Below are 16956 nucleotides of genomic sequence, written 5' to 3' on the forward strand. Positions count from 1 at the left end.
TGCAGGGAGCAGGATTTGAACCTGCGGACTCCTACGAGACAGCGCCCTGAACGCTGCGCCGTTGGCCTGACTTGGCTATCCCTGCACGTCGTGCCCTCGTAGGCATTGGTTCCTTGTTCGGTGCCCTTCAAACCAGTTTCGGTTGCCGATTCGGATCGGGTCCCGCGGCTCCCGCCGGAGCGGGCGGCCGTCAGGGAACCGGTTTGAAGGATCATCTGTGCTTATAGTTGGACTGCTTCGCGTAGTTCCGTCGCACGGTCTTCCAGCGACTCGACCGCGCGGGAAACGAGTTCCTCGACCGTGAGCGACCCGTCCGTTTCGACGTCGAACACGAACGCGTTCGACACGTCGTTGACCTCCACCTCCTTACCGGGGTACCGGTTCGTGAGGTCGTTGTCGAACTCCTCGGTCGGGACGAGGTCGCCGTTCACGGCGTCGCCCTCCGCGTGCTCCGCGGCGCGTTCCTCGATGACGCCGCGCAGGATGTTGGGCTCTTGCTCCTCGAACTCGGCCGCGTCGCCGACTACGTCGACGTACTGGAGGTGGCGGTAACCGACCGCGACGCCGCCCTGATGTTTGGCGTGGCTCTTGCCACTGTCGAGTACGGCCTCGGCCTCCAGTTCGAGACGCTGGTCGTCCTTGAGGTCGATGATCGGAATGTTGTCGTCGGCCGGTTCGACGACGCTGTCACCGCTGACGAGGTCGCCGGAGTACGCCGTGCTCGGCCCCTTGACGTCGATACTCAAAGTGACGACGTCACCCTCCTCGAACTCGCCTTCGGGAGTGGTCAACGGCACCATCCCGAGACGGTGTGCGATCTGCTCGTCGAACATGACCGACGAGTTCTCGATCACGCGGACGCTGTCGACGGAGAGCGTGGGCACGTCGGCGATCATCGCCCGGCGGATGCCGTTGGCGAACGCCGGCGTCACGCCGCGGACGAGGAACCGGGCGGATCGGTCCCCGCGTTCGATGAACTCAACGTCGTACTCTTCTGCCATGGGTTAGAATCCGCCCTTCCCTTTGGGAGCGCGCGACCCGTCGTGCGGGATCGGCGTGACGTCTTCGATCCGACCGATCTCCAGACCGGCGCGGGCCAGGGCTCGGATAGTCGCCTGTGCGCCCGGGCCGGGACTCTTCTGGAGGTTGCCGCCGGGACCGCGGACGCGAACGTGGACGCCCTCGACGCCGGCCGCCAGTACGTCCTCGGCGACCGTTTCGGCCATCTGCATGGCCGCGTACGGCGACGCCTCGTCGCGGTTCTGCTTGACGACCGCGCCGCCGGACGAATCGGCTATCGTCTCGGCGCCGGTGAGGTCGGTGACGGTGATGATCGTGTTGTTGAACGATGCGTGCACGTGGGCGATGCCCCACTTGCTGTCTTCTGATTCGCTCATGTTATTGTTCCTCCGCGCGTTCGGGGTGGAGATCGTCCGCGAGCGGGCTCGTGTCGTCGAAGTCGATGTACTCCGCTTCGTCGACGTCGACCTTGTACGACGGTCGCGTGACGCGGCTCTCGCCGACCACGACGTGTCCGTGAACGATGAACTGCCGGGCCTGCTCCGGCGTGTTCGCGAGTCCCTTGCGGTAGGCGACCGTCTGGAGGCGACGTTCGAGAACGTCGTTGATCTCGAGCGACAGGATGTCGTCGAGACCGTCCTCCTCGTCGAGGACGCCGATCCGCTTCAGGCGGGCGAGGAACTCGTCGCCGCGCTTTGCGGCGGCCTCGGCGTCGCCCTGCGCGCGACCGAGCAGCGCACGCGCCTCGCGGCGGTACGAGCGCAGTTCGGACTGAGCGCGCCAGAGTTCTTCCTTGTTTTTCAGGCCGTAGCGGCCGACGAGGTCGTGTTCGCCGGCGATCCGCTCGCCCTGCCAGGGGTGGTTCGGGGTCTCGTAAGCCTTCGTTTTGCTTCCGAGCGGCATCGGTTAGAGCCCCCCCTCGTCCTCGTCTTCCTCTCCGGCGGCCTCTTCTGCGGCTTCCTCGCGGATCTCCTCGACGTTGACGCCGATAGTCCCCTCGGTACGGCCGGTGGACTTCGTGCGCTGGCCGCGGACCTTCTGGCCGCGGTTGTGGCGGACGCCACGGTAGGAACTGATCATCTTCATGCGGTTGATGTCCTGCCGTCGCGTCATCGAGAGGTCGTTGCCGGTCTCGTGTGTGGTCTCGCCGCTGAAGAAGTCGTTGCGGCGGTTGGTGAGCCACTCCGGGACCGTGTCCGCGTAGTTCTCGACCTCGTCGGTCACGCGTTCGATCTCGTCGTCTTCGAGTCGGCCGAACGTCGCCTTCCGGTCTACGTTCGCCTCGTCGGCGATGATGCGGGCTGTTCGTCGCCCGATGCCGTTCATCTCGATGAGTGATCGCTCTACGGCCTTCGTCCCATCGAGGTCCGTTTGCCCGATGCGGACGAAGTAGCGAAGATCCTCATCGTCTTCGGGTTCGTCCTGTGGTTCTTCTGCACTCATAGCTGATCTGTTGTCTGGGTCGAAGCGTCGAAAACGCTTCGATGATTTCGTCGGGGCTGAAACCCCTCGCGAACCGGAAGTTCCGGTTCCAGTACGACGTCGTGGCGGGGATTTGAACCCCGGAGGCTTGACGCCACAGAGTTAGCAACCCTGCGCCTTGGGCCAGGCTAGGCTACCACGACTCGCTGTTCTATCTCCGCCCTCTCGGACTCGGGGCCCGATACCCCTACATCGTATTGCGTTCAATTCTACTCCCTCTCGGGTACTTAAGCGTCACGAAAGTATCGGGCACCGTGACGGTGCGACAAACCGGTGCCGGTCGCGCAGCGAACGGTCCAGCGAGACGTCAGACGCTCGCTACACCCTCGAATGACCCGGACAGTCTCTCGCATGGAAGCGTGGCTCCGCTCGCAGTTGCGACGGGGTGTGCTCGTTCGGCACCCCGAAACGCGACCTTCGTAGGGATCGTTGGAACTGTGTACCGGTGTTCGCCGTCCCCGCGTCGGTAAGCTACTGAATATCGACAGTCCCTCTCAGGCCCCGATGTACTCCTCGTTGATCTCCCACTCGCCGTCGTCGTTTTTGATCATGTACTCGCCGTAGTACGGCACGCGGTTGTCGACGGTTTCGCGGAACGTCTCGCGGATCTCGGGTTTTTCCATCTCGCCCATCGAGCGCAGGTCGTCGTTGCGGTTGAGACACCCTTTGAGATATCCTTCGTGCGTGACGCGCACGCGGTGACAGTTCGCGCAGAAGTCAGCGTTTTCGACGGGGTCGACGATCTCGACCATACCGCGTCCCGCGTTGGGGTCGTCTCTGGTCGCGTGATCGCCGTTTTCTGACGTGTCGGCGGGGTCCGACCCGTCTTCGCCGCCGATCCAGTAACGCCGTCTGCCGTGCATCTCGCGGCGCTCGATCTCGTCGGCCTGCTCCTCTAGCCAGCCGTGGACGCGTTCGATGTCGATGTTCCACTCGGGGCGGCCGGTGAGTTCGGGCATGTACTCGATTAACTGCAACTGGAGACCGTCGTTCTCGGCGACATGGTCGACCATCTCGGGCACGTAGCCCGCGGTGTGTTCGAACACGACCATGTTGAGTTTGACGGGGTCGAGACCGGCGTCGAGGGCCGCCTCGACGCCTTCAAGCACCTGTTCGTACGCGCCGCTTTTGGTCACCTCGGCGAAGTCGTCGGGGTCGAGCGCGTCCTGCGAGACGTTGACGCGTTCGAGGCCGGCGTCGACGAGGTCCGGCGCTCGGCCGGGGAGGAAGGTGCCGTTGGTCGTCATGGACACCTCCATCTCGTCGGGGGTCCGGCGGATGATCTCTTCGAGGTCCTGGCGAAGCATCGGTTCGCCGCCCGTAAACTTCACTGAGTCGACGTCGAACTCGGCGGCGACCTCCAGAAAGCGGACGACTTCGTCGGCCGTCATCTCGTCGTCTTGCGGATCCATCGGACCGCGCGTATCGCCCAGACCCTCGTTGTGGCAGTAGACGCAGTCGAAGTTACACCGGTCGGTCAACGACACCCGCACACCCGACACCTCCCGACCGAACTCGTCCGCGAGCATACCACCACATCGTGACCGCTCGTTCTTAAATCCGCTGTCGGGGACGGGTAGTTCGTAACCGGAATCAGTTACGGGACGTGGAGGACCCGGTCGAAGTGAAACGCCAGCCATGGAGACTGGAACGAACCGAGCGAAACGAACGCGGTTCAGAGACCACGACAGCGCTTATTACCGGGGGCCGATCAGAGACAGACATGAGCGGACCCCGCGACCCGGACGACGACATCCCGCCCAGCGACGCCTTTCAGGTCCTCGGGAGCGAGACGCGGTTGCGCATCCTGCGCGCGCTCGTAGACGACGGACGGCCGGCGCGGCGCTCGTTCTCTGAACTGCACGAGGCCACCGACGAAGACACGTCCGCGGGGTTCGCGTACCACCTCCGGCAGTTGACCGACCGGTACGTCCGCAGCGTCGGCGACGAGTACGAACTCACCTACGCGGGGACCGCTATCGCCCGCACCGTCGCCGCGGGCACGTACACGGAGAGTGTGAGCCGGGACCCCGTCGGGCTTTCCGACGCCTGTCCCCACTGCGGCGAGGCGGCGCTGGTCGTCCGCGTGGAGGACAACGTGACGACTGTCGCCTGCGAGGCCTGTAACGGCCCGGTTCTGGAACTCCCGTTCCCGCCGAGCGGGCACGACACCCACGACGACGAGGACCTCCCGGCGGCGTTCGACGCGCACCACCGCCGCCGGATCGCCGGGTTCTCGACGGGGGTCTGCCCGGAGTGCGGCGGTGCCGTCGACGCGGACGCCGAACGCGCCGGCGACCCCGGACCGGCGACGGTGACGTTCTCGTGCGTGGCCTGCGGCGCGCGCCTGCGCTGTCCGGTCACGCTCGCGACGCTCGACCACCCTGCCGTCGTGTCGTTCTACCACGAACACGGCCACGACGTGCGCGACCGCCCGCTCTGGAACGTCGGCGACGAGTGGCGCGAGCGCGTCGTCTCCGAGGACCCCTGGTGCGTCCGCGTCACTACCAGGCTAGAGGACGAGGAACTCGCGCTGTTCGTCGCCCGCGATGGAACGGTCGTGGAACATCGCCGCCGGACCGTCACGGAATCGGAGGCGGAGAGAGACGAAAGCGTCGACGGGGCGAGCGGCGGGAGCGAGAGCGCGTCGGCCTGATACTGTCGGCTGTAATTCGTCGAACAGTGGTTCGACAGCAAACAGTGTGTAAGCAAGTACCACGGCCATACTTGCCTCGCAGTCTTCACGGACTTACAGCCGACAGTATGAGTTCCTGACTCGGCCCGATTAGCTGCCGACGGCGTCGCGTCGTTCGTCAATGCTGAGGGCGTCGTACCCGTCCGCAGTCACCGTCGCGATGTCGAGGTTGACCGCCGACAGATCCGCTTCCGTACTCTCTCGAATCGCCCCGAGCGCCGTATCGACAGCCGCGCTCTCGTCGAGTTCGTCGGCGTACTCCGTTTCGAGGTGGTCGATCAGTGTGCCGTCGCCGCCGACCGCTGTGGCCCGCCACGCTGTCGGGGTCCCGGACGGGTCGACCTCGTACAACGCCGGGCCGTTCTCGTCGACGCCGGCGACCAGAAGCGCCGCACCGAACGGTCTCGCGCCGCCGGTCTGGGTCGTCTCCTGGACGGCGTCCGCGAGCGATTTGGCGAGCGCTTCGACGGCCATCGGTTCGCCGTATCGCAGTCGTTCGCGCTGGGCGGTAACGCGAGCCTGATCGACGAGGCGACGCGCGTCCGCGACGTGACCGGCAGTCGCGACTCCCACGTGGTCGTCGACGGCGTGCAGTTTTTCGATGCTATCCGGTTCCTGTAGCGGCGAGCGACGCACGCCGTTCGCGGCGAGAACGACACCGTCGCCGTGCGTGACGCCGACGACGGGTTGACCTCGGGTGACGGCCTCGCGGGCGTACTCGACCTGGTAGAGGCGGCCGTCCGGCGAGAACACGGTCACGCCGCGGTCGTACGCGGTCTGTTCGTGTCCGTCCATCTACGCCACCTCCGCCGGGTCGTCGTAGGTCGCAGTCGCGACGCCGTCGGCCGTGACGCGAGCGACGAGGACGCCGTTGCCGCTGGCCGTATCGCGCTCGCTGGCGGCGGCGACGGCGTTCGCGGCGACCGCGACTGCCTCCGAAACCGAGGCGTCCGGATCGTACTGCCGTTCCAATACGCCGTACGCGAGTTGCATTCCGCTCCCGGTCGACGCGTACGCGTCTTCCATCACGCCACCGCCGCCATCCAGGTCGTAGACGTGCGCGCCGTCGTCGTCCACACCGCCGAGGACCGGTGTAACCGGGCGGCCGCGGAGCGTGTCGCCCGTAACCCGCGCCAGCGCGTCCATCGACAGGGGGCGTCCGCGTCGCGTCTCGTACAGCGACGCCTCGGCGCGGAGCTGTCGGAGGACAGCCTGCGCGTCCCCGACGGACCCGGAGATGGTCATCGCGGCCGTCGGATGTACCTGTTCGATCTTCGATACGTCCTTGTTCGCCACGAACCGCCCGCCGAGACTCGCCCGCCGGTCGGCCGCCAGTACGACGCCGTCAGTCGCTGTCAAGCCGACGGTAGTCGTCCCGGTCTTTGCGATCTGGTTATTCTCACCTGCGTCGGGTCCGTGCGACTGTCTTGCCATACAGACGTCTCGGGGCCGGGCGGGGATATATGTTAGCTAAAATATATTTTAGCCGGCGGACCGCTCGCCGACTGTCGGCGGTCACATCACGAGCGGGACGATCATCGCTAGCAGGAACGCCGCGACGACGAGTACCACCAGTACGCCGGACCACCTCGGGCCGTTGTCGTCGTCACCGGCCGTGCCCGACAGCCCGAGAACGTACAGCAGTCCCGCTATCGCCAACAGCACGGCGAGGACACCCATCGCCTCCCAGATCACGCTCACCATCGGTCACGTCACCCCCGTAGATCCGGTCGGAGACGCTCCGCCGGACGAGTGCTGACGGTCAGTCGTCACCGGCGTCACCTCCGTCCGTCGCGGTCGGGGGTTGGCGTCGCTCCTCGGCGATCTGGCGCTCGTACCGCCGGCGCATGACGTTTCCGTACATCGACAGTACGAGGCCGATGAACAGCACGAGAATGCCGATGTTGATCCCGATAGTGAGCAACAGGTTCGTCGGACCGCCGCCGACTGCCAACTCCCTCGGTATGGGATACCCTTCGTCGAAGATGCTTCCGATCAGCACGCTGACGATGCCGATGACGGTGAGGAGACCGAGCAGGTTGGCCGCCCAGTTCCACGTCGGCGAGAGTTCGAGGTTCTCGATGCCGGTGGTGTCGTGGTCCTCGTCGGCGTGATACTCCGGGGTGATGTCTTTCGGGAGGAACGCCTTGAGTTCGACCGGGTAGAACGCCGGGTGCGCGCCGTGTTCGAAGATGTGGAACATCACGCCCATCAGCATGATGATACCGAGGAGACCGTGGAACACGACGAACGCCATGGCCGACGCCTTCGTCTGGAAGAACCCGACGAGGCCGGTCTTGCTCCAGATGAGCAGGCCGGAGATCATGAGCAGGGTCAGTTCGACCGCGAATATCCAGACGACGCCTTTCCCGACGTACGACAGCAGCGGGACCTCGTCGGCCTTGTAGCCGGCGAACTGGCGGGCGTTGGGATGGCGCTCGTCCGCGTACCCCAGCGCGAACTTCACGTCCTGTACCGCGGCCTCGATATCGTCAGTTCCGGGGAGTACAGCACCGAAGTTATCTCGACCGCCGGGCGTGATGAGAAGCAGCGTCATCCAGAATATAGTCAACGCGATCAGTCCGAGGCCGGCGATGCGATGTACCGCGACCACGCCGCTGCTCCCGCCGGTCGCCTCGACCAGCCACCAGAGTTCGTCGTTGAACATGATGGCGTATCCGGTGAAAAACAGCAGGAACACGTCTAGCGCCAGCAGCGAGTGAAACAGGGTCGTGACCCGGGTGAACTTCCCGTGGTCGAGGCTGGTCATCCGGCGTCACCTCCGCGCTCACCGTCCGCCTCCGCACCGCCGTCGGCGGCGACGGCATCCGACCGGCGCGTTTCGCCGGGCTGGCGCATCTGCGACGCGAGGCGACGGAACGCGGCCCAGTGGAGAAACACTATCACGAGGATGCCGAGGCCCATGAGGGCGTCCGCCGCGTGGATGATGGCGATCATCGCGTCTAGCGCCGGGTCGGTGTTTCCCTGCACCCAGTCCGCGCCGATACCGCGCTCCTCGACCGTCGGCTGGACGCGGTACAGTTCCTCGGTGAATATCGCCTGCGACTGCGCCCACCAGTACGCGAGCCCGGTCACTATCAGGCCCACGAGGGCGCTGATGAGGACCGCAAGGCGGTCGGTCAGGCGACTGTCTGGGTCCGTGTAGTTCCGGGGCCGCTCCTTGTGCGGCATCTCCCGAACCGACTCGCGCTCCGGGCGGGAGGCCGGTTCGGTCCCCGCCTCTCGGTCCCGCTGGTCGGCCGCGTCGCTGTGCGGCGTCTCCCCTTCACGGTCGTCCGGTGGCCGGTCCGGATCCCGGTCCCGGTCGTCGGACGTCCCGCTCATCGGTCGAACGCCTCCGCGTCGTCGCCGAAGATGATCTCGAGCGCCTCGTCGTTGAAAAAGGACGCCTCGCCGCGGCGGTCGAGTTCCTCGGCGATCTGGTCGGCCGTCCCGACGAGAATGGCGTCGGTGGCGCACTCCTCCGCGCAGGCGGGGCCCTTTCCGGACTCTAGCTGGCGCTCCTCGCACATGGTGCATTTGTCCATGATACCGCCGCTGCCCGCTAACTCGGCTCCCCCGTCGTTCGACTCCGGGAACTGCGGCGCGCCGAACGGACACCCCGAGAGACAGTACTGGCAGCCGATGCAGAGGTCGTCGCGTACCTCGACGAAATCGTTCTCGGGGTTCTTGAACAGCGAGTCCGTCGGGCAGACGGAGACGCAGGGCGCGTTGTCGCAGTGGTAACACTGCATCGGAACGCTGGTTTCGCCCGGGTCTTGCCCCTCGCTCATGGCCGCCCCGCTCCGCGGGTTGTTCTCGGTGTCCTCCGCCATCTGGCCTTCCAGCATCGTCGAGATACTGATCCGTTGTTCGTCGCGCGGGATGTCCCACGTGCGCTTGCAGGCGACGTAGCAACCGCCACAGTCGATACACGCCTCCACGTCCGGGAAGATTCGCGTCCCTTCGCCGGTGCTGAAGACGCTCTGTCTCATCACCTGTCGGTCCTGGGATTCTTGGTCAGTTGACATTGTTAATGGCTGTCGTTCGGGCGGTCCCTGACGTCGTACGTCTTCTGTCGGCCGAGACCGGTTTCGTCCTGCGGGAAGCCCTCGTTAAGCAGGTGCGTGTCCATGTTCAGTTCGTTCAGCAGGTCCTCGGTCGCCTGACGGACGTTCACCAGCGCGGGTTTCGTCTCCTGCATCTGGGTTTCGGAGTCGTACCCCGGAGACGTGATGATGTTGACACTGTCGCCGATAGCCAGCGGCGTGAGGCCGTCCGGGTAGCGGTCCGAGAGGTCCTGCCCCTTGTAGACGCCGCCCCAGTGGTACGGGAGGAACACCTCGCGGTCGTTCACCCGCCGGGTGACGCGAGCCTTGACGAGGACGGACCCTCGGTTTGTCGTCGAGACGACGACCAGGTCTCCGCCGTCGATGCCGTCGCCGATCTCCTCGGCGAGGTCCGGATGGATCTCCGCGTACATGTGCGGCTGCAGGTCGGCGGTGAAGACGTTGTTCCGCGTCTCCGCCCCGCCGCCCTGGTGTTCGACCTGCCGGCCCGTCGTCATGATCGTCTCGAACCCCTGATCCTGTGCCTCTTGTGTGGCCTGCTCCTGGACGGCGCGGTTGTCCTGGTCGAGGCGATAGAGGTTCGTCTGCGGGCCGAACGCCGGCCACTCGTCGGCCAGATCGGGACGCGGGCTTTCGATCGGTTCGCGGTGGATCGGAACGGGGTCGTAGAAGTTCCACGCGACGGCACGCGCCCGACCGCGGCCGGTCGGCGGGTCGGGCTGTCGGTTCTGGTACTCCTCGTAGTCGGCGGGGTCGAGGTCAGTGATGAACCGGTCCTGGAAGTCCTGTGCGGCGTCGTACGGCGACCGCGCCGGGTTCAGCGCGTACCGGACCGGACCGGCCATCTGGTCGGAGTTCGATGGGTCCGCCGGAAGCGTGTTCGCGAACCCGGGGTACTGCGGGACGCCCTCGACCTCGCTATCCCACCAGTCGGGCTGGTAGGAACTCCGGAGCATGTCCAGTCCCTCGTCGCCCTGCTGGTCGTACGTCTCGCTGAGCGGGTACTCCTCGGCCGGGAACCCGCTTTCGCCGCGGACGGTCTCCCAGTCGTCTGGACTGGGGGCTTCAGTTCCCCACCGTGAGCGGAAGTCGTGGCCCCCCTCTCGCGGGTCCAACCGGTCGCGCCAGATGATCGGGGTGCCGGGGTGGTCGGGGACGTTTTCGTTCGGGCTGGTCCCCCAGCACGGCCACGGCAGTTGCCAGAACTCGCCCTCGTACGGCCCGGCTTTCGCCTGCAGATCCTCGGTACTGAACACCTCGTCGTACTCCTGCTGGGCCTGCAACCGCTCGGGCGACATCTGGTAGCCGATGGTGCGGACACCCAGGTTGATCTCCCTGAGGACCTCCTCGTACGACTCGGTGCCGTTGTACAGTTCCGGCCCCGGACCCCAGTTGAAGTGTTCGCCGAACCCGAGACGGTCGGCGAGTTGCTGGATGATCTGGAGGTCGGGTCGGGTGTTGTGCCCCGGCGGCCGAACCGGCTCCTTCCACTGAACGGAGCGGTGGGAGTTGGTCACGCTACCGGCGTGTTCGTACGGACTGGCACAGGGCAGGAAGATGACGCCGTCGTCCCGCTCGGCCATCACGGACGCCACCGACGGGAACATGTCGATGACGACGAGGAGGTCGAGCGCCTCCATCGCCTGTTTCATCCGGTCCATCTCGGTCAGTGAGTTCGCCGAATGCCCCTGGAAGACGGCCATCTTCGTCTTCTCGGGCTGATAGAGCGTGGACTCGATCAGGCGGTCCTCCTGGTCCAGCGCGGACTCGTACCACCGCGAGACGGTCAGGCCGTTCTGGAACATCATCGAGGTGTCGTCCTCCTGATCGCCCGGGTCGCCGATGACGGCGTCGCCGCCGCCGGCCTGCTCCTGCCAGAGTTCCTCGGGCATGTGGTCGAACTTCTCGTACAGGTCCTCGAAGCTGACCTCCCCCTCCGTGTACGGGCTCTTCGTCCAGACGTTCGCCCAGTGCCGCCACGAGTCCACCGACGAGACGGAGTAGTACCCCGGCAGGATGTGAGCGTTCGGCCCGAGGTCGGTCGTCCCCTGGATGTTCGCGTGGCCCCGCATGACCTGCAATCCGCCGCCCGCACGGCCGATACCGCCCGTCGCCAGCGCAGTGATGGCGTGGGCGCGGATGTTCTGCGTGCCGTTGGTGTGTTGGGTGCCGCCCATCGCCCACTCTATCTGGACGTTGGGCATGTTCTCGATGATGAGATCGCCGACCTCCTCGATCGACTCCTCGCTGATCCAGGTGATGTCAGACACCGTTTCGAGGTCGTAGTTCTCCAGTTCGGCTTCGACGTCGGGCCACCCGTTGACCCGCCCCTCGATGTGGTTCCGGTCGAGCGCGTCGTTGTTGAGGAGGTAGTTGATCAGTCCGAGCATGAACGCCGTGTCAGTGCCGGACCGAAGCCGGTAGAACTGGTCGGCGTGGGCAGCGGTCTTGGTGAACCGCGGTTCCACGACGATCATCGTCCCGCCGCGCTTTTGCCCTTCGAGGATGTGCTGCATCGCGATCGGGTGGGCCTCGGCGGGGTTCTGTCCGATGATGATGTCCAGGTCGTAGTTGCGGTAGTCGTTGATCGTGTTCGTCATCGCGCCGTAGCCCCACGTGTTCGCGAGGCCGGCGACAGTCGGCGAGTGGCAGATCCGCGCCTGATGGTCGACGTTGTTCGTCCCCATAAAGGAGATCAGTTTGCGAAGCGCGTACGCCTCCTCGTTGGAGTGGTGAGCGCTGCCGAGCCAGTAGATGCTGTCTCGGCCGTACTCGTCCCAGATCCGCTCTATCTCGCCGACGATAGTGCTGTACGCCTGTTCCCACGTGATCTTCTGCCACTCGCCGTCGACGCGCTGTAGCGGGTGTTTGACCCGCTTGTCGGAGTGTTCGGTTTCGTAGATGCTCGCCCCTTTCGCACAGACCGACCCGTTGTTGATCGGGTTCTCGAACCAGGGCTCCTGACCGACGAACGCGTTCCCTCGTCGCTCGCCCTTGAAACCGCAGCCGACGGCGCAGTAGTTACACACCGAGTTAACGGTCTCGTTCTCGCCGAGTGCACCGTCCGGCGTCTCGTCTTCGCCCTCCTGAGCGAGAACGTGTCCCGCCGCTCCGCCACCGATGGCGACCGCTCCGGCGAGCGCGCTCGCCTTCATGAACGACCGTCGATCGAGGTCGAGTTGCACTGGTTCGTTGCTCACGGTACCGACCCCCGTCGCCCGGTCGTTCGGTTCGGCACGGTAACTATGGGCATGACTTAGAAGATCAACTGGAGCGCGTAAGAGTCTTCACCCATTTTGTCGAGAGAATACGTGTTTGACCTTATTTATGTACGCTTTCCCCGAGTTTATATAAAATAATATTAATTTATACCACTTCTCCCTTACCATTCTCATTTTTCAAATTCTGCCCGTTCGATCTATTGAGTTCTGGTTTTTGACCATTCGTAACATACTTGCCCTGAGAAGTAGTATCACTGTGGCACATGAACACGGGGGCTTTCGTCTGCACCTGCGGGGACGGGTGCGCCGTAGACCCGGAGGAAGCGCGGGACAGTGTCGAAGGCGTCGACGTAGTCGCGAGTTCGAGCCATCTCTGCGATGACGGCCTGCCCGCGATGTCACAGGTGATAGACGAACACGACCTGGACCAGTTGCTCGTCACCGCGGTCGACGACGGATGCAAGCGCCGGTTACGCGGCCTCGCTGACGAGCATGATCTCCACCCCGAAGCGGTCGACTTCGTCGACCACCGCGAGAGCGCCGGATGGGTACACGGGAGAGACGCGGCGACGGAGAAGACGGCGCGAATGCTGACCGCTCGTCACGCCGGCCTGCGGGAGGAACCGGTGTCCCGTTCGGTCTCTCGCGACGCCGGAAACGACGTGGTCGTCGTCGGCGACGCGGAAACCGCCAGCGCACTGGCGGGGGATACGGGGTCGACCGGGGACGCGGAGGTGACGCTGATCGCAAACGGCGGCGAGTACGCGGGAGTCGACGCAAACTTAGACGACGTGACGGTCGAACGAGGCCGGGTCACCCGCGTCGACGGCGAGTACGGCGAGTTCGAGGTGACCGTCGAATCCCGAGTCACCGAAGACTGCATCTCCTGTATGGACTGCGTCCGCGAAGGGCCGGACGGCATGGTCGCACGCGTTCCCGTCGATATCGCACCCGACGCCCCCGACGGAGAATGGACAGAGTGCTGTCCGACGAACGCCATCGAGATGGACGGCGTCGAACGCGCTATCGAAGCGGACCAGGTGATCTACCCCGCCGCGACGTCCGCCGACCGCGGCGGGCGTATCGGGTTTTATACTGGTCCCGTCGACGCCGGGACCGTCGCGGCGGTCGAACGGCTACTCGGCGGCCTAGAAAAACCGCAGCATCTGGACATCGACATGGACGTCTGCGCGTCCGGGGCGTCGAGCAAGCGCGGATGCAACGAGTGCGTAGAGGCCTGTCCGCACGGTGCGGTCGAACGACCCCGCATCGACGAGGTCGAGTTCGACCCCGTCGCCTGCCAGGACTGCGGGGCCTGCACCAGCTCCTGTCCCACCGGCGCGGTCCGGTTGCGGGACCCCTCGAACGAACGGATCGCCCGCGAAGTCGAGGCGCTCGTCCGGCCCCGCGAATCCGGCGGTCTGTTCGGCGGCGACGACCCCATCGACGAGCAGGTCGTCGCGTTCGTCTGCTCGGAACGCGCCGACGACGCCGTTCGGGAGTACGGCCGCCTTTCGGCGGCGGGACGGGACCTCTCGTATCCGCCGGTGTTGCCGGTCCGGGTCGACTGTACGGACACGGTCGGCGAGGCCCACGCGCTCCACGCGCTCGCGAGCGGGGCCGACGGGGTTGCCGTCGTCGGATGCGGCGGATCCTGTCTCCACTCCGGCCCCGATCCGAAGGCGACACTGGTCGACAGCGTCAACGCAGCGTGTCGCGACCTCGGGCTGGGCGAACGCGTCGACTTCTTCGCGCCCGACCCCCACGACCCAGACGGGTTCGTCGACGCCCTCTCCGCGTTCGTAAACGGGCTCGACGACTCCCCGGTTCCCGCGGGCGAACACGTCGCGACCGGCGACGTAGACGACGGACGAGAGACGCCGCCGTTCGACAACCACGGGTGGGCGCTGGAGAGCGTCCGGGCGATAGTCGACCACACCGATCCTGACCGCGACGTGATCCGAGGGCTATCGGATTTCGGCTGGATGGAGGTCTCCGACGACTGCGCGCTGACGCCTACGTGTACGAACATGTGTCCGACAGACGCGATCCGCAGAGAGGGGAGCGACCTGCAGTTCGACCACGAACGCTGCGTGAACTGCGGGCTCTGCGAGGACGGCTGTCCGGAGGGAGCCATCACGATGCGCGACGGACTGGACCTGTCGCTGTTGCCCGAGAATCGGGAGGCCGTCACAGACGCGGACGCCGAATCGAACGATCCGGCGTGGATCACGGTGTACGACGGTGAGATGCTGTCCTGTCGCCGCTGCGGTCGCGAGTTCACGAGCGTCGGCTCGGCCGAGAAGGTGAAGGCGGCGGTCGGCGAGCGAGTCGAGGGTATCGCGCCGGACTCGGAACACAGCGTGTTCGAGTACTGTAACGACTGCCGTGCCAGACTCCACTTCGATACATGAACACCGACGCCGTCTACGAGGCACGACTCGAACTGTTCGACTTCGCCGTCGACTCGCTCGGCGACGCGCCGAACGAGGCGTTCCTGACTGACCTGTTCTCGGGGGTGACGGTTCCCGACGACGAGGTCCACCCGTCGCTGGACGAGGGGTTCGCCGCGCTCGAGCGGTTCGTCGAGGACAACGAGGACCGACCGATACGCGACGTGGAGGACGACTTGACAACCGAGTACACGCGCCTGTTCGTCGGTCTCAGACCCGTCATCACCCCCCACGAGACGTACTACCGCGACGACACGGAGTACATCGGGGAGGGACTCGCCGAAGTCGAGGAGAGCTATCACGCCGTCGGGTGGGAACCGCCGGAGGACTACCCCGAGGAGAACGATTTCGTCGCGGTCGAACTCGCCTTTCTCAGACACCTGATCCGACGCCAGCGCCGCGGCGAGGCCGAGGCGTTCGGCTACGAACGGGTTTTCCTCGACGAACATCTACTGGAGTGGATAGACGAGTTCGCCGCTGACGTGCGCGAGGAGACGGAGTCGGACCTCTACCTCGCCGCGGCGGACATCGCCGAGGGCGTCGTCGCCTTCGAGGACGAACTCACCGCACAGATGGCACCGTAGCGACAGCGGCGCAGTCTGCGGAGCACCACTTCCGACCCGCGGCGGCGCGGAGGACACGCCCCAGACTGCCGGCCGCGAGACGAAACGGGAGTCGCTCATACGGACTGTTGTAACTGTGAACCGGTATGCGTCGTCCCCGTGTCGGTGCCCTCCGGAACGGACTTACAACAGTCCGTACCAAACGGCTCCGGACCTGGAGTGGGTTTCCTGACTGGACAGCCGTTTCGAAGTGCGGACCGGCGGTCAGACAACAGTTATCGACGCCGGTATCGAAAGAGAGCACAAATCCCGTTCTTCCACGGCCCTTATTCTACTCGATACCGAACCCCGTGGATATGAGTGTCATCGCGGAGTTCACCGTTCCTTCAGACGACTTTGCGCTCCATCACACCCTGACGGCGGCACCGGAGATGATAGTCGAGATAGAGCGCGTCGTCGCGACGATGCAGGACAAAGTCATGCCGTACTTCTGGGTCAGCGGCCTCGAACAATCGGAGTTCGAAGACGCGTTCCGGGAGGACGAGTCGGTGAAGAACGTCGCCAAAATCGACGAGATCGACGACGGGAGGCTCTACCGCGCGGAGTGGACGGAAAACGTCGAGACGATCGTCTACGCGTACGTCGAGATCGGTGCGACGATCCTGCAGGCCGTCGCGAGAGACGAAACCTGGGAACTGCGGATACGTTTCGACGACCGCAGTCGGCTCTCGGATTTCCAGGAGTACTGCGACGAGAACGACATCACCTTCGAACTCAACGAACTCAAGGAACAGGAACAGCCGATGGCGAGCGCCCAGTACGACCTGACGACGAAACAGCGCGAGACGCTGGTGACTGCGCTCGAAGAGGGGTACTACGAGGTGCCTCAACAGGTGACGATGAGCGAACTCGCGAACCGGATGGATATCTCGCAGCAGGCGTTGTCGAAGCGGTTTCACACCGGCCACCGGAACCTGATTTCGAGTACGTTAACTATCAACTACCCGTCGGAAGACAATCCAGAGTAGAGGGCGCTTTCGGACCGGTAAATGGGACGTATATACAACCCTAGTCCCCTTGGGTTACGAGGAATTACCCAGTGATATGACGAACGTCTATCAATCACACGGAGACGTAGACGCGGTCTTCGAGTGTCTCTCTCACACCCGCCGCCGGTACGCGATCCGTTGTTTGCGGGAGTACGAGGAACCGATGGCACTGGCCGACCTCGCTGACGAAATCGCCGTCCGGGAGAACGGGTCACCGATCACCGAGATCCCCGCGGACGACGTAAAGCGGATCTACCTCTCGCTGTACCACAATCATCTTCCGAAACTGGACAGTGCGGGAATAGCACGGTACGACCAAGAGGGCGATATGGTGCGACTCGCCGACGACGAGCGCCTGGAGCGGTTCACGGACCTCGTCGAAGGTCGGTAGCGCCGTCGAACG

At 64.9% G+C, this 16956-nt stretch carries 17 protein-coding genes and 2 tRNA genes; 5 read left to right on the forward strand and 14 right to left on the reverse strand.

Going from position 1 to position 16956, the window contains the following annotated elements:
• The 7 genes from SM753_RS00610 to moaA all read right to left on the reverse strand — a co-directional run bounded on the left by SM753_RS00610 (window position 1) and on the right by moaA (window position 4031).
• A tRNA-Leu gene (locus tag SM753_RS00610) sits at window positions 1-85 on the reverse strand.
• 136 nt (window positions 86-221) lie between these two features.
• On the reverse strand, window positions 222-1001 hold the full coding sequence (locus SM753_RS00615) for a DNA-directed RNA polymerase subunit D (RefSeq protein ID WP_323190156.1): 780 nt from the start codon (window positions 999-1001) through the stop codon (window positions 222-224).
• A 3-nt stretch (window positions 1002-1004) separates the two neighbouring features.
• On the reverse strand, window positions 1005-1397 hold the full coding sequence (locus SM753_RS00620; RefSeq protein ID WP_135534153.1) for a 30S ribosomal protein S11: 393 nt from the start codon (window positions 1395-1397) through the stop codon (window positions 1005-1007).
• A gap of 1 nt (window position 1398) precedes the next feature.
• Window positions 1399-1923: a 30S ribosomal protein S4 gene (locus SM753_RS00625; protein ID WP_135534154.1), complete on the reverse strand. Its 525-nt coding sequence runs from the start codon at window positions 1921-1923 to the stop codon at window positions 1399-1401.
• 3 nt (window positions 1924-1926) lie between these two features.
• Window positions 1927-2463 (reverse strand): 30S ribosomal protein S13, encoded by a 537-nt coding sequence (locus tag SM753_RS00630; RefSeq protein WP_135534155.1) that lies wholly within the window; start codon window positions 2461-2463, stop codon window positions 1927-1929.
• Window positions 2464-2560: 97 nt separating this feature from the next.
• Window positions 2561-2645 (reverse strand) — tRNA-Ser (locus SM753_RS00635).
• Between the two features lie 351 nt (window positions 2646-2996).
• A complete protein-coding gene (moaA, locus tag SM753_RS00640; protein ID WP_135534156.1) occupies window positions 2997-4031 on the reverse strand; it encodes a GTP 3',8-cyclase MoaA in 1035 nt (344 codons plus the stop codon).
• A 194-nt stretch (window positions 4032-4225) separates the two neighbouring features.
• Between moaA and SM753_RS00645 the strand changes: the two genes are divergently transcribed.
• Window positions 4226-5158, forward strand: a complete 933-nt coding sequence (locus tag SM753_RS00645) for a helix-turn-helix domain-containing protein (RefSeq protein WP_323190157.1) — start codon at window positions 4226-4228, stop codon at window positions 5156-5158.
• Window positions 5159-5287: 129 nt separating this feature from the next.
• On the opposite strand, the gene SM753_RS00650 is transcribed toward SM753_RS00645, so the two are convergent.
• From SM753_RS00650 to SM753_RS00680, 7 genes are all read right to left on the reverse strand, one after another.
• On the reverse strand, window positions 5288-5992 hold the full coding sequence (locus SM753_RS00650; RefSeq protein ID WP_323190158.1) for an archaeal proteasome endopeptidase complex subunit alpha: 705 nt from the start codon (window positions 5990-5992) through the stop codon (window positions 5288-5290).
• A complete protein-coding gene (locus SM753_RS00655) occupies window positions 5993-6631 on the reverse strand; it encodes a proteasome subunit beta (RefSeq protein WP_323190159.1) in 639 nt (212 codons plus the stop codon).
• A gap of 81 nt (window positions 6632-6712) precedes the next feature.
• Window positions 6713-6901 (reverse strand): hypothetical protein, encoded by a 189-nt coding sequence (locus SM753_RS00660; RefSeq protein WP_323190160.1) that lies wholly within the window; start codon window positions 6899-6901, stop codon window positions 6713-6715.
• Window positions 6902-6959: 58 nt separating this feature from the next.
• Complete coding sequence (locus SM753_RS00665) at window positions 6960-7967, reverse strand: cytochrome b/b6 domain-containing protein (RefSeq protein ID WP_135534161.1); 1008 nt, start codon at window positions 7965-7967, stop codon at window positions 6960-6962.
• Complete coding sequence (locus SM753_RS00670; RefSeq protein WP_323190161.1) at window positions 7964-8542, reverse strand: hypothetical protein; 579 nt, start codon at window positions 8540-8542, stop codon at window positions 7964-7966. The genes SM753_RS00665 and SM753_RS00670 overlap by 4 nt, the downstream gene beginning before the upstream one ends.
• Window positions 8539-9228: a 4Fe-4S dicluster domain-containing protein gene (locus SM753_RS00675; RefSeq protein WP_323190162.1), complete on the reverse strand. Its 690-nt coding sequence runs from the start codon at window positions 9226-9228 to the stop codon at window positions 8539-8541. Before SM753_RS00675 ends, SM753_RS00670 begins: the two co-directional genes overlap by 4 nt.
• 2 nt (window positions 9229-9230) lie before the next feature.
• A complete protein-coding gene (locus SM753_RS00680) occupies window positions 9231-12467 on the reverse strand; it encodes a formate dehydrogenase subunit alpha (RefSeq protein WP_323190163.1) in 3237 nt (1078 codons plus the stop codon).
• 284 nt (window positions 12468-12751) lie between these two features.
• Here SM753_RS00680 and SM753_RS00685 point away from each other — a divergent pair, with 284 nt between their 5' ends.
• The 4 genes from SM753_RS00685 to SM753_RS00700 all read left to right on the forward strand — a co-directional run bounded on the left by SM753_RS00685 (window position 12752) and on the right by SM753_RS00700 (window position 16944).
• Window positions 12752-14902 carry a hydrogenase iron-sulfur subunit gene (locus SM753_RS00685; RefSeq protein ID WP_323190164.1) on the forward strand — a complete coding sequence of 717 codons (2151 nt, stop codon included), beginning with the start codon at window positions 12752-12754 and terminating at the stop codon, window positions 14900-14902.
• Window positions 14899-15525, forward strand: coding sequence for a molecular chaperone TorD family protein (locus tag SM753_RS00690; RefSeq protein ID WP_323190165.1), 627 nt, complete (start codon window positions 14899-14901; stop codon window positions 15523-15525). Before SM753_RS00685 ends, SM753_RS00690 begins: the two co-directional genes overlap by 4 nt.
• A 335-nt stretch (window positions 15526-15860) precedes the next feature.
• Complete coding sequence (locus tag SM753_RS00695) at window positions 15861-16532, forward strand: bacterio-opsin activator domain-containing protein (RefSeq protein WP_323190166.1); 672 nt, start codon at window positions 15861-15863, stop codon at window positions 16530-16532.
• A gap of 76 nt (window positions 16533-16608) precedes the next feature.
• A complete protein-coding gene (locus tag SM753_RS00700) occupies window positions 16609-16944 on the forward strand; it encodes a hypothetical protein (RefSeq protein ID WP_323190167.1) in 336 nt (111 codons plus the stop codon).
• Window positions 16945-16956 lie beyond the last annotated feature (12 nt).

This window comes from Halostella sp. PRR32 (assembly GCF_034808085.1).
In the GTDB taxonomy this organism is placed as follows: Archaea; Halobacteriota; Halobacteria; order Halobacteriales; family Natronoarchaeaceae; genus Halostella; species Halostella pelagica.